Raw genomic sequence first — 14572 nt, 5'->3', positions numbered from 1 at the left:
GACTCCTTAAGCCGTTTTCAGGCTGCCAACCGGGCGGGCTGGCTCAACCTGGGGATAATACGGTTCGTTATGGCGCGCTTTATCACGCAGACCGGCCGGAACTTCATACAGCGGACCAAGGTGCTGATACTGCTGAGCCATATCGAGATACTTCGCGCTGCCGAGCGTATCCAGCCAGCGGAACGCACCGCCATGGAACGGAGGGAAGCCCAGACCGTATACCAGCGCCATATCGGCTTCTGCCGGGCTGGCGATAATGCCTTCTTCCAGGCAACGCACTACTTCGTTGACCATAGGGATCATCATGCGGGCGATAATCTCTTCATCGCTGAAGTCGCGTTTCGGCTGGCTGACCTCTGCCAGCAGATCGTCAACGGTGGCATCTTCTTCTTTCTTCGGCTTGCCCTTGTTGTCTTCTTTATAACGCCAGAATCCGAGACCGTTTTTCTGCCCGAAACGGTTAGCATCAAACAGGGCGTCTATCGCATCGCGATAATCTTTCTGCATACGCTGAGGGAAGCCTGCGGACATCACCGCCTGCGCGTGGTGCGCGGTATCAATACCTACCACGTCCAGCAGATAAGCCGGGCCCATCGGCCAACCAAACTGTTTTTCCATCACTTTGTCGACTTTGCGGAAATCCGCCCCGTCGCGCAGCAGCTGACTGAAACCGGCAAAATAGGGGAACAGCACGCGGTTAACGAAGAAACCAGGGCAGTCATTAACCACAATCGGCGTTTTGCCCATCTGGCTTGCCCAGGCGACAACCTTAGCGATGGTTTCATCCGAGCTTTTCTCGCCGCGAATGATCTCAACCAGCGGCATACGGTGCACCGGGTTAAAGAAGTGCATCCCACAGAAGTTTTCCGGACGCTTAAGCGCGCTGGCCAGTTCGTTGATTGGGATGGTGGAAGTATTCGAAGCCAGTACGGTGTCCGGGCGAACCTGATCTTCGGTTTCCGCCAGTACCGCTTTTTTCACTTTTGGGTTTTCTACGACCGCTTCAACTACCACGTCCACGCGTTCGAAACCGCTATAGTCGAGGGTGGGATGAATGGTGGAAATAACGCCCGCCATTTTCAGACCGTCAATTTTGCCGCGCTCAAGCTGTTTGTTCAGTAGCTTGGCCGCTTCGGTCATACCCAGCGTTAATGATTTGTCGTTGATATCTTTCATGACAACCGGCACGCCTTTCCAGGCCGACTGGTAAGCGATGCCGCCGCCCATAATGCCTGCGCCCAGCACTGCCGCTTGCTTTGGCGCTTCAACATTTTTGGTGAGCTTTTTGGCTTTGGCTTTCACGAACTGATCGTTAAGGAAAATTCCAACCAGTGCGCGGGCTTCATTGGTGTGCGCCAGTGGAACAAAGCTTTTATTTTCCAGATTCAGCGCTTCTTCACGACCAAAACGGGCCGCTGCTTCAATGGTTTTTACCGCGGTAATCGGTGCGGGGTAATGCTTACCTGCCGTCTGCGCCACCATACCTTTGGCGATGGTAAAGCTCATTGCTGCTTCAATTTTGCTGAGTTTCAACGGCTCCAGCTTCGGCTGACGTTTGGCTTTCCAGTCGAGGTCGCCGTTAATCGCCTGACGTAATACCGCGATCGCGCCATCAAGCAGTTTGTCTTGCTTCACTACGCCATCGACCAGACCGATTTTTAGCGCCTGCTCAGCACCCACATCTTTACCCGCAGCAATAATTTCCAGCGCGCTGTCCGCACCCAGCATACGTGGCATACGCACGGAGCCGCCAAAGCCTGGCATAATGCCCAGCTTGGTTTCCGGCAGGCCGATGCGCAGGTCCGGCGTAGCCAGACGATAATCGGTCGCCAGGACACACTCACAGCCGCCGCCCAGCGCATAGCCGTTAACTGCTGAGAGAGTCGGAACAGGCAGATCTTCCAGGCGATTAAAGACGCTGTTGGCAAAATGCAGCCACTGGCTCAGTTGCTCTTCAGGCACGAGGAACAGTGAAAGGAATTCGGTGATGTCGGCACCAACAATAAAGGCTGCTTTGTTAGAACGCAGCAGCAGCCCCTTTAAATTCGGTTGTTTTTCCAGCACGTCAAGCGCATGGCCCAGGCTGGCAACGGTGGCCGTGTCGAGTTTATTGACTGAGCCTGGGGCATCGAACACCAGTTCGGCGATGCCATCTTCCAGCCAGTCGAGGTACAGGGTGTCGCCTTTGTAAAGCATGTCAGTCTCCTGAATCCGCAAGGTGATCTGGTCATACCAGATGAATCGAAGTGTGTGTTTTATGTTAATAAAATGCAAATGAATGATTAAAGAAATGACGATTTGATCACGCTCGGCAGAAATCACGCACTCACAAAACGATGTGCTAAGATGCGGACACTTGAGGTCAAAAAAACAGAAGGATAGAAAATGGAATCGCTGGCCGCACTCTATAAAAATCATATCGTTACCCTACAAGAACGGACGCGCGACGCGCTGGAGCGCTTCAAGCTGGATGCGTTACTTATTCACTCAGGAGAGCTTGTTAACGTCTTTCTCGACGATCATCCCTACCCGTTTAAGGTCAATCCGCAATTCAAAGCCTGGGTGCCTGTAACGCAGGTTCCTAACTGCTGGTTGCTGGTGGATGGCGTGAATAAGCCGAAATTGTGGTTCTACCTGCCGGTCGATTACTGGCACAACGTTGAGCCGCTGCCGACCTCTTTCTGGACGGAAGAAATTGAGATCATCGCGCTGCCAAAAGCTGATGGTATCGGTAGCCAACTGCCTGCTGCTCGCGGCAATATCGGTTACATCGGTCCGGTTCCGGAACGCGCGCTGCAGCTGGACATCGCGGCCAGTAATATCAACCCGAAAGGGGTTATCGACTACCTGCATTATTATCGTGCTTACAAAACAGATTACGAACTGGCCTGTATGCGCGAAGCACAGAAAATGGCGGTGAATGGACACCGTGCCGCGGAAGAAGCGTTCCGTTCCGGGATGAGCGAGTTTGACATCAACCTCGCTTACCTGACTGCTACCGGTCATCGCGACACCGACGTGCCGTACAGCAACATTGTTGCGCTTAACGAGCATGCTTCGGTTCTTCATTACACCAGGCTGGATCATCAGGCTCCGTCTGAAATCCGCAGTTTCCTGCTGGACGCCGGTGCGGAGTACAACGGCTACGCAGCAGACCTGACGCGTACGTGGTCGGCGAAAAGCGACAACGACTATGCGCATCTGGTGAAGGATGTGAATGACGAGCAACTGGCGCTGATTGCCACTATGAAAGCGGGCACCAGCTACGTGGATTATCACATTCAGTTCCATCAGCGCATCGCGAAGCTGCTGCGTAAGCATCAAATCATCACCGATATGAGTGAAGAGGCGATGGTGGAAAACGATCTTACCGGGCCGTTTATGCCGCATGGCATTGGTCACCCGCTGGGCCTGCAGGTACACGATGTCGCTGGCTTTATGCAAGATGACAGCGGTACGCATCTGGCCGCGCCGTCGAAGTATCCTTACCTGCGTTGCACCCGCGTTCTGCAACCGGGCATGGTCCTGACCATCGAACCGGGCATCTACTTCATTGAATCGCTGCTGGCGCCGTGGCGTGAAGGGCAGTTCAGCAAACACTTCAACTGGCAGAAAATTGAAGCCCTGAAACCGTTCGGCGGTATTCGAATTGAAGATAACGTGGTGGTCCACGAGAACAATATCGAAAACATGACACGGGATTTAAAACTGGCGTAATGGACAGTTGGTTAATCCCTGCGGCGCCGGTAAGCGTCGTTGAAGAGATCAAAAAAAGCCGCTTCATTACGCTGCTCGCCCATACGGACGGCGTAGACGCGGCGAAAGCGTTTGTTGAGTCAGTCAAAATGGAACACCCGGACGCCCGCCACCACTGTGTGGCGTGGGTGGCGGGCGCGCCCAATGACTCGCAGCAGCTGGGATTTTCAGACGATGGCGAACCGGCAGGTACGGCAGGCAAACCGATGCTCGCGCAGCTGATGGGGAGTGGCATCGGTGAGATTACCGCGGTGGTGGTGCGCTACTACGGCGGTATCCTTCTGGGTACGGGTGGGCTAGTGAAAGCCTACGGTGGCGGCGTGAATCAGGCGTTGCGCCAGTTAACGACGCAGCGCAAGACGCCATTAACCGAATATACTTTGCAGTGTGAGTACGGTCAGCTGGCAGGCATTGAAGCTTTGCTGGGGCAGTTTGACGGTAAAGTTGTTGCCAGTGATTACCAGGCTTTTGTTCGGCTCAGGGTGGCGCTTCCTTATGCCAAAGTGGATGAATTTTCGGCAAAGCTGGCGGATTTTAGTCGTGGTTCATTGCAATTGTTAGCGATTGAAGAATAATCCCCACCTCATTTTAAAGAACTAAGGAAGCGGCAGAGATGCATTTTCGCGCCATCACCCGAATCGTTGGACTACTGGTCATCTTATTCTCGGGGACAATGATTATCCCCGGACTGGTAGCGCTCATCTACCGCGATGGGGCAGGGCGTGCGTTTACCCAAACTTTCTTCGTTGCTCTGGCGATCGGCTCCATGCTGTGGTGGCCAAACCGTAAAGAGAAGGGCGAGCTGAAATCGCGCGAAGGGTTTCTGATTGTCGTTTTGTTCTGGACCGTGCTGGGTAGCGTGGGTGCGCTACCGTTCATCTTTGCGGAAAGCCCTAACCTCACGATAACCGACGCTTTTTTTGAATCCTTCTCCGGATTAACCACCACGGGGGCGACAACGCTGGTGGGGCTGGATTCATTGCCACACGCTATCCTCTTTTATCGACAGATGCTGCAATGGTTCGGCGGGATGGGGATCATCGTGCTGGCGGTGGCTATTCTGCCTATTCTTGGCGTCGGTGGGATGCAGCTCTACCGGGCAGAAATGCCGGGCCCGCTGAAAGATAACAAAATGCGTCCGCGTATTGCCGAAACGGCGAAAACGCTGTGGCTTATCTATGTATTACTGACGGTGGCGTGTGCGCTGGCGCTATGGTTTGCCGGGATGCCCGCGTTTGACGCTATTGGGCACAGCTTTGCTACGATAGCCATCGGCGGCTTTTCCACACACGATGCCAGCGTGGGGTATTTCGACAGTCCCACGATTAACACCATTATTGCTATCTTCTTGCTGATCTCCGGTTGTAACTATGGTCTGCACTTCTCTTTACTCAGCGGTCGCAGCCTGAAGGTCTACTGGCGCGATCCAGAATTCCGCATGTTCATTGGGGTGCAGCTGACGCTGGTGGCTGTCTGTACGCTGGTGCTGTGGATACACAATACCTACGGTTCGGCACTCACGACCATCAACCAGGCTTTTTTTCAGGTGGTATCGATGGCGACGACCGCCGGATTTACTACGGACAGTATTGCCCGCTGGCCGCTGTTCCTGCCGGTGCTGTTGCTATGTTCTGCTTTTATTGGCGGCTGTGCCGGGTCGACGGGCGGTGGCTTGAAGGTGATTCGAATCCTGCTGCTGTTTAAGCAGGGTAACCGCGAATTGAAACGACTGGTCCACCCGAATGCGGTTTACAGTATCAAGCTGGGTAACCGTGCTTTGCCGGAGCGAATCCTTGAAGCTGTGTGGGGGTTCTTCTCTGCCTATGCACTGGTCTTTATTATCAGTATGCTGGCGATTATTGCGACCGGTGTTGATGACTTCTCCGCGTTTGCCTCTGTTGTGGCGACGCTGAATAACCTGGGGCCAGGGCTGGGGGTTGTTGCCGACAACTTTGCCAGTATGAACCCCGTGGCGAAGTGGATCCTGATTGCCAATATGCTGTTTGGTCGTCTGGAGGTCTTTACCCTGCTGGTACTCTTTACCCCTACCTTCTGGCGTGAATAATGGAGTAACACGTGAAAACACTGATTCTTTTTTCTTCCCGGGACGGACAAACGCGTGAAATCGCCGAGTATCTGGCTTCTGAACTCAAAGAGCTGGGCGTTTGGGCGGATGTCGTTAATTTGCATCGTACCGCGGAGCCTGACTGGCAAAATTATGACAGCGTGGTGATTGGCGCCTCGATTCGCTATGGTCATTACCATGCAGCTTTTCAGGAGTTTGTGAAAAAGCATGCCACGCGGCTGAACGCGATGCCGAGTGCCTTCTACTCCGTAAACCTGGTTGCCCGTAAACCGGAGAAACGCACGCCGCAAACTAACAGCTATGCGCGTAAGTTCCTGATGAGTTCGCCGTGGCGGCCTGATCGCAGTGCGGTTATTGCTGGCGCTTTGCTGTATCCACGCTATCGCTGGTATGACCGCGTTATGATCCAACTGATAATGAAGATGTCAGGCGGTGAAACAGATACCAATAAAGAAGTGGTGTATACCGATTGGGAACAGGTCGCGGATTTCGCGCGGGAAATCGCCCAATTAACCCACAAAACGTTGTCAAAATAAGCGCAAAGAATAAAAAATACGCACTCGGAAGATTATTTTAAATTTCCCCTTGTCAGCCTGAAATAACTCCCTATAATGCGCCTCCACTGACACGGAACAACGGATTACAAACCGCCGGGTCAGCGGGGTTCCACTGAGAATCTCGCAGAGAAAAGCAAAAATAAATGCTTGACTCTGCATGAGGAAAACGTAATATACGGGACCTCGCGACAGAGCGCTAAAGCGCGTCGCAACTGCTCTTTAACAATTTATCAGACAATCTGTGTGGGCACTCGAAGATACGGATTCTTAACGTCGCAAGACGAAAAATGAATACCAAGTCTCTGAGTGAACACGTAATTCATTACGAAGTTTAATTCACGAGCATCAAACTTAAATTGAAGAGTTTGATCATGGCTCAGATTGAACGCTGGCGGCAGGCCTAACACATGCAAGTCGAACGGTAGCACAGAGGAGCTTGCTCCTTGGGTGACGAGTGGCGGACGGGTGAGTAATGTCTGGGAAACTGCCCGATGGAGGGGGATAACTACTGGAAACGGTAGCTAATACCGCATAATGTCGCAAGACCAAAGAGGGGGACCTTCGGGCCTCTTGCCATCGGATGTGCCCAGATGGGATTAGCTAGTAGGTGGGGTAACGGCTCACCTAGGCGACGATCCCTAGCTGGTCTGAGAGGATGACCAGCCACACTGGAACTGAGACACGGTCCAGACTCCTACGGGAGGCAGCAGTGGGGAATATTGCACAATGGGCGCAAGCCTGATGCAGCCATGCCGCGTGTATGAAGAAGGCCTTCGGGTTGTAAAGTACTTTCAGCGAGGAGGAAGGTGTTGTGGTTAATAACCGCAGCAATTGACGTTACTCGCAGAAGAAGCACCGGCTAACTCCGTGCCAGCAGCCGCGGTAATACGGAGGGTGCAAGCGTTAATCGGAATTACTGGGCGTAAAGCGCACGCAGGCGGTCTGTCAAGTCGGATGTGAAATCCCCGGGCTCAACCTGGGAACTGCATCCGAAACTGGCAGGCTAGAGTCTTGTAGAGGGGGGTAGAATTCCAGGTGTAGCGGTGAAATGCGTAGAGATCTGGAGGAATACCGGTGGCGAAGGCGGCCCCCTGGACAAAGACTGACGCTCAGGTGCGAAAGCGTGGGGAGCAAACAGGATTAGATACCCTGGTAGTCCACGCCGTAAACGATGTCGACTTGGAGGTTGTGCCCTTGAGGCGTGGCTTCCGGAGCTAACGCGTTAAGTCGACCGCCTGGGGAGTACGGCCGCAAGGTTAAAACTCAAATGAATTGACGGGGGCCCGCACAAGCGGTGGAGCATGTGGTTTAATTCGATGCAACGCGAAGAACCTTACCTACTCTTGACATCCACGGAACTTGGCAGAGATGCCTTGGTGCCTTCGGGAACCGTGAGACAGGTGCTGCATGGCTGTCGTCAGCTCGTGTTGTGAAATGTTGGGTTAAGTCCCGCAACGAGCGCAACCCTTATCCTTTGTTGCCAGCGATTCGGTCGGGAACTCAAAGGAGACTGCCAGTGATAAACTGGAGGAAGGTGGGGATGACGTCAAGTCATCATGGCCCTTACGAGTAGGGCTACACACGTGCTACAATGGCATATACAAAGAGAAGCGACCTCGCGAGAGCAAGCGGACCTCATAAAGTATGTCGTAGTCCGGATTGGAGTCTGCAACTCGACTCCATGAAGTCGGAATCGCTAGTAATCGTGGATCAGAATGCCACGGTGAATACGTTCCCGGGCCTTGTACACACCGCCCGTCACACCATGGGAGTGGGTTGCAAAAGAAGTAGGTAGCTTAACCTTCGGGAGGGCGCTTACCACTTTGTGATTCATGACTGGGGTGAAGTCGTAACAAGGTAACCGTAGGGGAACCTGCGGTTGGATCACCTCCTTACCTTAAAGAAACGTTCTTTGTAGTGCTCACACAGATTGTCTGATGAAAATTAGCAGTAAGAAAATCTCTGCAGGCTTGTAGCTCAGGTGGTTAGAGCGCACCCCTGATAAGGGTGAGGTCGGTGGTTCAAGTCCACTCAGGCCTACCAAATTCGCCTCCGTGCTGTGTTACGGCGATGCTCGCATACTTCAGTATGCTTCGCACCACCGCGCCTTGCCCGGAAACGAATTAGGGTACAGAGATTAGCATTTACGATGGGGTTATAGCTCAGCTGGGAGAGCGCCTGCCTTGCACGCAGGAGGTCTGCGGTTCGATCCCGCATAGCTCCACCATCCCTTACTGCAAAAACACAAGAAAACTTCAGAGTGTACCTGAAAAGGTTCACTGCGAAGTTTTGCTCTTTAAAAATCTGGATCAAGCTGAAAATTGAAACGACACACTGTTTCATTTCTCCGTAAACAAGAAATGAAAAGCGGTGTGTCCGAGTCTCTCAAATTTTCGCAACACTGAAGTGTTTTACGAAACATCTTCGGGTTGTGAGGTTAAGCGACTAAGCGTACACGGTGGATGCCCTGGCAGTCAGAGGCGATGAAGGACGTGCTAATCTGCGATAAGCGTCGGTAAGGTGATATGAACCGTTATAACCGGCGATTTCCGAATGGGGAAACCCAGTGTGATTCGTCACACTATCATTACGTGAATACATAGCGTAATGAAGCGAACCGGGGGAACTGAAACATCTAAGTACCCCGAGGAAAAGAAATCAACCGAGATTCCCCCAGTAGCGGCGAGCGAACGGGGAGCAGCCCAGAGTCTGAATCAGCATGTGTGGTAGTGGAACGGTCTGGAAAGTCCGACGGTACAGGGTGATAGTCCCGTACACAAAAGTGCATGTGTTGTGAACTCGAAGAGTAGGGCGGGACACGTGGTATCCTGTCTGAATATGGGGGGACCATCCTCCAAGGCTAAATACTCCTGACTGACCGATAGTGAACCAGTACCGTGAGGGAAAGGCGAAAAGAACCCCGGCGAGGGGAGTGAAAAAGAACCTGAAACCGTGTACGTACAAGCAGTGGGAGCCTCTTTATGGGGTGACTGCGTACCTTTTGTATAATGGGTCAGCGACTTATATTCTGTAGCAAGGTTAACCGAATAGGGGAGCCGAAGGGAAACCGAGTCTTAACTGGGCGTTAAGTTGCAGGGTATAGACCCGAAACCCGGTGATCTAGCCATGGGCAGGTTGAAGGTTGGGTAACACTAACTGGAGGACCGAACCGACTAATGTTGAAAAATTAGCGGATGACTTGTGGCTGGGGGTGAAAGGCCAATCAAACCGGGAGATAGCTGGTTCTCCCCGAAAGCTATTTAGGTAGCGCCTCGTGAATTCATCTTCGGGGGTAGAGCACTGTTTCGGCTAGGGGGTCATCCCGACTTACCAACCCGATGCAAACTGCGAATACCGAAGAATGTTATCACGGGAGACACACGGCGGGTGCTAACGTCCGTCGTGAAGAGGGAAACAACCCAGACCGCCAGCTAAGGTCCCAAAGTCATGGTTAAGTGGGAAACGATGTGGGAAGGCACAGACAGCCAGGATGTTGGCTTAGAAGCAGCCATCATTTAAAGAAAGCGTAATAGCTCACTGGTCGAGTCGGCCTGCGCGGAAGATGTAACGGGGCTAAACCATGCACCGAAGCTGCGGCAGCGACACTATGTGTTGTTGGGTAGGGGAGCGTTCTGTAAGCCGTTGAAGGTGGCCTGTGAGGGTTGCTGGAGGTATCAGAAGTGCGAATGCTGACATAAGTAACGATAATGCGGGTGAAAAACCCGCACGCCGGAAGACCAAGGGTTCCTGTCCAACGTTAATCGGGGCAGGGTGAGTCGACCCCTAAGGCGAGGCCGAAAGGCGTAGTCGATGGGAAACAGGTTAATATTCCTGTACTTGGTGTTACTGCGAAGGGGGGACGGAGAAGGCTATGTTAGCCGGGCGACGGTTGTCCCGGTTTAAGCATGTAGGCGGAGATTCCAGGTAAATCCGGAGTCTTGTTAACGCTGAGGTGTGATGACGAGGCACTACGGTGCTGAAGTAACAAATGCCCTGCTTCCAGGAAAAGCCTCTAAGCATCAGGTAACACAAAATCGTACCCCAAACCGACACAGGTGGTCAGGTAGAGAATACCAAGGCGCTTGAGAGAACTCGGGTGAAGGAACTAGGCAAAATGGTGCCGTAACTTCGGGAGAAGGCACGCTGATATGTAGGTGAAGTGATTTACTCATGGAGCTGAAATCAGTCGAAGATACCAGCTGGCTGCAACTGTTTATTAAAAACACAGCACTGTGCAAACACGAAAGTGGACGTATACGGTGTGACGCCTGCCCGGTGCCGGAAGGTTAATTGATGGGGTTATCCGTAAGGAGAAGCTCTTGATCGAAGCCCCGGTAAACGGCGGCCGTAACTATAACGGTCCTAAGGTAGCGAAATTCCTTGTCGGGTAAGTTCCGACCTGCACGAATGGCGTAATGATGGCCAGGCTGTCTCCACCCGAGACTCAGTGAAATTGAACTCGCTGTGAAGATGCAGTGTACCCGCGGCAAGACGGAAAGACCCCGTGAACCTTTACTATAGCTTGACACTGAACACTGGTCCTTGATGTGTAGGATAGGTGGGAGGCTTTGAAGTGTGGACGCCAGTCTGCATGGAGCCAACCTTGAAATACCACCCTTTAATGGCTGGTGTTCTAACGTAGACCCGTAATCCGGGTTGCGGACAGTGTCTGGTGGGTAGTTTGACTGGGGCGGTCTCCTCCTAAAGAGTAACGGAGGAGCACGAAGGTTAGCTAATCCTGGTCGGACATCAGGAGGTTAGTGCAAAGGCATAAGCTAGCTTGACTGCGAGAGTGACGGCTCGAGCAGGTGCGAAAGCAGGTCTTAGTGATCCGGTGGTTCTGAATGGAAGGGCCATCGCTCAACGGATAAAAGGTACTCCGGGGATAACAGGCTGATACCGCCCAAGAGTTCATATCGACGGCGGTGTTTGGCACCTCGATGTCGGCTCATCACATCCTGGGGCTGAAGTAGGTCCCAAGGGTATGGCTGTTCGCCATTTAAAGTGGTACGCGAGCTGGGTTTAGAACGTCGTGAGACAGTTCGGTCCCTATCTGCCGTGGGCGCTGGAGAATTGAGGGGGGCTGCTCCTAGTACGAGAGGACCGGAGTGGACGCATCACTGGTGTTCGGGTTGTCATGCCAATGGCATTGCCCGGTAGCTAAATGCGGAAGAGATAAGTGCTGAAAGCATCTAAGCACGAAACTTGCCCCGAGATGAGTTCTCCCTGACCCTTTAAGGGTCCTGAAGGAACGTTGAAGACGACGACGTTGATAGGTCGGGTGTGTAAGCGTAGCGATACGTTGAGCTAACCGATACTAATGAACCGTGAGGCTTAACCTTACAACGCCGAAGATGTTTTGGCGGATGAGACATCGAAATTCAGCTTGATTACAGATTACATCGACAGACCTGAGAGGTGTGTTGATAAACAGAATTTGCCTGGCGGCTGTAGCGCGGTGGTCCCACCTGACCCCATGCCGAACTCAGAAGTGAAACGCCGTAGCGCCGATGGTAGTGTGGGGTCTCCCCATGCGAGAGTAGGGAACTGCCAGGCATCAAACAAGTGAAAAGCCCATCCTGCCGGATGGGCTTTTTTGCGTCTGCAGGGAATGAGAACTGCCGGATGTGACCTCCCGCCTTATCTGGCCTACAAAGGTGTATCACGACACAGCAGCTATCTACTTATCCATTGCGTAACAAAATCGGCAACTTGCTGTATATCGTTGATATCTAACAATGGAACATCCACCGCAAGCGGAATATCACTGGCAACCGCGATAACATAGTTGTCTATCGCCAGGTCCTCTGGACTGTGCCCGCAACCGTCGCGAAAAAGAACGATCTTAGCAACAGGTTCATGCTTAAAGCCCTCAACCAACACCATATCCAGTGTAGAAGCATCCATCCTGCTTACCAGGTACGCTAAATCCAGTTCGGGCTCTTCAGGGGTCTCTACCATTAATGCCCAGCGCTGCTGGCTGGCGACCAGGGTTTGTGCTGCACCGGCTTTGCGTAGCTCATAGCTATCTTTGCCGGGCTTATCAACATCCATATTGTGATGAGTATGCTTAATCAATCCGGGACGAATGCCTCTGGCACGTAGCTCCGGGATCAATTTTTTAAGCAGCGTAGTTTTTCCCGTTCCGCTCCATGCTGCTATAGCGAGTAATGGGATCATGGTTTGTCCTGCCATTTTGCAAGTTCTTCAGGGGTGTTCACGTTCACGAACGCATCTTTATGATCGCTGAAATCGACAGCATGACCGCCAGCCTGGCGCATAAAGACCATGACGCGTCTTTCACCGGACTGAAGATAATCCTGTAGCAAGGGTTGCATGGTGCGGTGCATTAGCGCAATGGTCGGATGATCTCTTTCCCCATCATGCACCCAGACAACCGGTGCAGCTTTGCGCTGTTCCTTCAAACGTTTGACCAGATCGCGAGGGATATAGGGCATATCGCATGGGCAGAACAGAAACCACTCCCCCGCTTGCTGCAGGAATACCGATAGCATCCCGGCCAGTGGGCCAGGGAAATCGGCCAATGAATCAGGGATAACTTTCAGGCCGCTTTGTTGGTAAATATCCCGGTGGCGATTGGCATTAACCACCACGGTTTCGACCTGTAAAGCGAGGGTATCAGCCACATGCCGCCAAAGAGGTTTACCATCCAGCTCAAGCAGACCTTTATCGGTTCCGCCCATCCGTCTGGCCTTACCGCCTGCCAGCACAACCCCTGTTATTGCACTATCCAGAATCACTGATATCGCCTCTTTTAATGTGGGATTGACCCTGCTAACGTATCTGTATTGAGCCTAAGGAGCACAACCATGAAATGTAAACGTCTGAATGAAGTTATTGAACTCCTCCAGCCGGCCTGGCAGAAGGAACCCGATCTTAACCTGATGCAATTTTTACAGAAACTGGCGCAGGAGTCAGGTTTTGACGGCGAACTGGCAGATTTAACTGATGACATTCTGATCTATCACCTGAAAATGCGTGACTCGGCGAAAGACGCCGTCATCCCAGGTATTCAGAAAGATTATGAAGAAGATTTTAAAACCGCACTACTCCGCGCACGTGGCGTCATTAAAGAGTAAAAGCTTGTAATCGCCACCACCGAAAGCGCTGCGAAATGATATCCTGAATCATTCGTAGTATTTTCCGGATGATGGGATGAACGACAACGCTTTTAATTTCCAGACGCTACACCCGGATACCATCATGGATGCACTGTTTGAGCAGGGGATCCGGGTGGACTCCGGGCTTACCCCGCTTAACAGCTATGAAAACCGTGTCTATCAATTCCAGGACGAAGACCGTCGACGCTTTGTCGTTAAGTTTTATCGCCCTGAACGTTGGTCTGTCGAGCAGATCCAGGAAGAGCACCAGTTTGCTCTGGAACTGGTAAGCGATGAAGTCCCGGTAGCTGCACCGCTGGTACTAAGCGGCCAAACGCTGTTAAGCCATCAGGGTTTCCATTATGCGATCTTCCCCAGCGTCGGCGGGCGGCAGTTTGAGGCCGACAATATCGATCAGATGGAGGCGGTGGGGCGCTATCTGGGGCGTATGCATCAGACCGGATGCAAGCGTACTTTTGCCTTTCGCCCGACGATTGGCCTTGAAGAATACCTGACTGAGCCGCGTAAGCTTTTTGAACACGCACAGTTGATCCCATCAGGGCAAAAAGCGGCTTTCCTGAAGGCAACGGATGCGCTTATCGCGGTCGTTACCGAACGCTGGCATGCACGTTTTACCACGTTACGTCTGCACGGTGATTGTCATGCCGGTAATATTATGTGGCGCGATGGTCCGATGTTTGTCGATTTAGATGATGCCCGCAATGGCCCGGCTGTTCAGGATTTATGGATGCTCCTCAATGGCGATAAAGCTGAGCAACGCATGCAGCTTGAAACCATTATCGAGGCTTATGAAGAGTTTAGTGAGTTCGACACCTCTGAAATCGGACTGATAGAACCTTTACGCGCTATGCGTTTAGTTTATTATCTTGCCTGGCTAATTCGACGTTGGGCTGACCCTGCGTTTCCAAAAAACTTCCCGTGGTTAACCGGGGAAGATTACTGGCATCGTCAGACCGCGACCTTTATTGAGCAGGCAAAAATTCTGCAAGAGCCCCCCTTACAATTAACGCCAATGTATTAATCGGAGAAAT

At 52.4% G+C, this 14572-nt stretch carries 9 protein-coding genes, 2 tRNA genes and 3 rRNA genes; 11 read left to right on the top strand and 3 right to left on the bottom strand.

Annotation, left to right across the window (positions count from 1 at the left end):
- Positions 1-6: 6 nt before the first annotated feature.
- Positions 7-2196: a fatty acid oxidation complex subunit alpha FadB gene (gene fadB, locus HV237_RS23560; RefSeq protein WP_046274896.1), complete on the bottom strand. Its 2190-nt coding sequence runs from the start codon at positions 2194-2196 to the stop codon at positions 7-9.
- 189 nt (positions 2197-2385) lie between these two features.
- Between fadB and pepQ the strand changes: the two genes are divergently transcribed.
- The 9 genes from pepQ (at position 2386) to rrf (ending at position 11955) form a co-directional block, all read left to right on the top strand.
- Entirely contained in the window at positions 2386-3717 is a 1332-nt protein-coding gene (gene pepQ, locus HV237_RS23555; protein ID WP_016155150.1) for a Xaa-Pro dipeptidase, read from the top strand.
- Positions 3717-4331 (top strand): IMPACT family protein, encoded by a 615-nt coding sequence (locus tag HV237_RS23550; protein ID WP_047358737.1) that lies wholly within the window; start codon positions 3717-3719, stop codon positions 4329-4331. The genes pepQ and HV237_RS23550 overlap by 1 nt, the downstream gene beginning before the upstream one ends.
- Before the next feature lie 38 nt (positions 4332-4369).
- Positions 4370-5821, top strand: coding sequence for a Trk system potassium transporter TrkH (gene trkH, locus HV237_RS23545; RefSeq protein WP_003017848.1), 1452 nt, complete (start codon positions 4370-4372; stop codon positions 5819-5821).
- An 11-nt stretch (positions 5822-5832) separates the two neighbouring features.
- Positions 5833-6378 (top strand): menaquinone-dependent protoporphyrinogen IX dehydrogenase, encoded by a 546-nt coding sequence (gene hemG / locus HV237_RS23540; protein WP_016155152.1) that lies wholly within the window; start codon positions 5833-5835, stop codon positions 6376-6378.
- A gap of 374 nt (positions 6379-6752) precedes the next feature.
- Positions 6753-8294 (top strand): 16S ribosomal RNA (locus HV237_RS23535).
- 71 nt (positions 8295-8365) lie between these two features.
- Positions 8366-8442, top strand: a tRNA-Ile gene (locus HV237_RS23530).
- Positions 8443-8550: 108 nt separating this feature from the next.
- Positions 8551-8626, top strand: a tRNA-Ala gene (locus HV237_RS23525).
- Between the two features lie 208 nt (positions 8627-8834).
- Positions 8835-11741, top strand: a 23S ribosomal RNA gene (locus HV237_RS23520).
- 98 nt (positions 11742-11839) lie between these two features.
- Positions 11840-11955 (top strand): 5S ribosomal RNA (gene rrf, locus HV237_RS23515).
- The 16S, 23S and 5S rRNA genes sit together here with 2 tRNA genes alongside, the layout of an rRNA operon.
- A gap of 120 nt (positions 11956-12075) precedes the next feature.
- On the opposite strand, the gene mobB is transcribed toward rrf, so the two are convergent.
- Together mobB and mobA are read right to left on the bottom strand one after the other, a co-directional pair.
- A complete protein-coding gene (gene mobB, locus HV237_RS23510; protein ID WP_135107949.1) occupies positions 12076-12594 on the bottom strand; it encodes a molybdopterin-guanine dinucleotide biosynthesis protein MobB in 519 nt (172 codons plus the stop codon).
- Positions 12576-13160, bottom strand: a complete 585-nt coding sequence (gene mobA, locus HV237_RS23505; protein WP_047357798.1) for a molybdenum cofactor guanylyltransferase MobA — start codon at positions 13158-13160, stop codon at positions 12576-12578. Before mobA ends, mobB begins: the two co-directional genes overlap by 19 nt.
- Before the next feature lie 69 nt (positions 13161-13229).
- Between mobA and HV237_RS23500 the strand changes: the two genes are divergently transcribed.
- Entirely contained in the window at positions 13230-13499 is a 270-nt protein-coding gene (locus tag HV237_RS23500; RefSeq protein ID WP_003028616.1) for a YihD family protein, read from the top strand.
- A gap of 76 nt (positions 13500-13575) precedes the next feature.
- Positions 13576-14562, top strand: coding sequence for a serine/threonine protein kinase (locus HV237_RS23495; RefSeq protein ID WP_047357797.1), 987 nt, complete (start codon positions 13576-13578; stop codon positions 14560-14562).
- Positions 14563-14572: the final 10 nt, after the last annotated feature.

It is taken from the genome of Citrobacter sp. RHBSTW-00570, from assembly GCF_013739755.1.
Taxonomy (GTDB): Bacteria; Pseudomonadota; Gammaproteobacteria; order Enterobacterales; family Enterobacteriaceae; genus Citrobacter; species Citrobacter braakii.
The sequence above is the reverse complement of the archived record's forward strand: the minus strand, read 5'-3'. Positions and strand labels throughout refer to the sequence as shown.

Excerpts from the sequence above, each read along its gene's own strand:
- fadB (WP_046274896.1), bottom strand. The coding sequence starts at position 2,196 with ATGCTTTACAAAGGCGACACCCTGTACCTCGACTGGCTGGAAGATGGC.
- pepQ (WP_016155150.1), top strand. The coding sequence starts at position 2,386 with ATGGAATCGCTGGCCGCACTCTATAAAAATCATATCGTTACCCTACAA.
- HV237_RS23550 (WP_047358737.1), top strand. The coding sequence starts at position 3,717 with ATGGACAGTTGGTTAATCCCTGCGGCGCCGGTAAGCGTCGTTGAAGAG.
- trkH (WP_003017848.1), top strand. The coding sequence starts at position 4,370 with ATGCATTTTCGCGCCATCACCCGAATCGTTGGACTACTGGTCATCTTA.
- mobB (WP_135107949.1), bottom strand. The coding sequence starts at position 12,594 with ATGGCAGGACAAACCATGATCCCATTACTCGCTATAGCAGCATGGAGC.
- HV237_RS23500 (WP_003028616.1), top strand. The coding sequence starts at position 13,230 with ATGAAATGTAAACGTCTGAATGAAGTTATTGAACTCCTCCAGCCGGCC.
- HV237_RS23495 (WP_047357797.1), top strand. The coding sequence starts at position 13,576 with ATGAACGACAACGCTTTTAATTTCCAGACGCTACACCCGGATACCATC.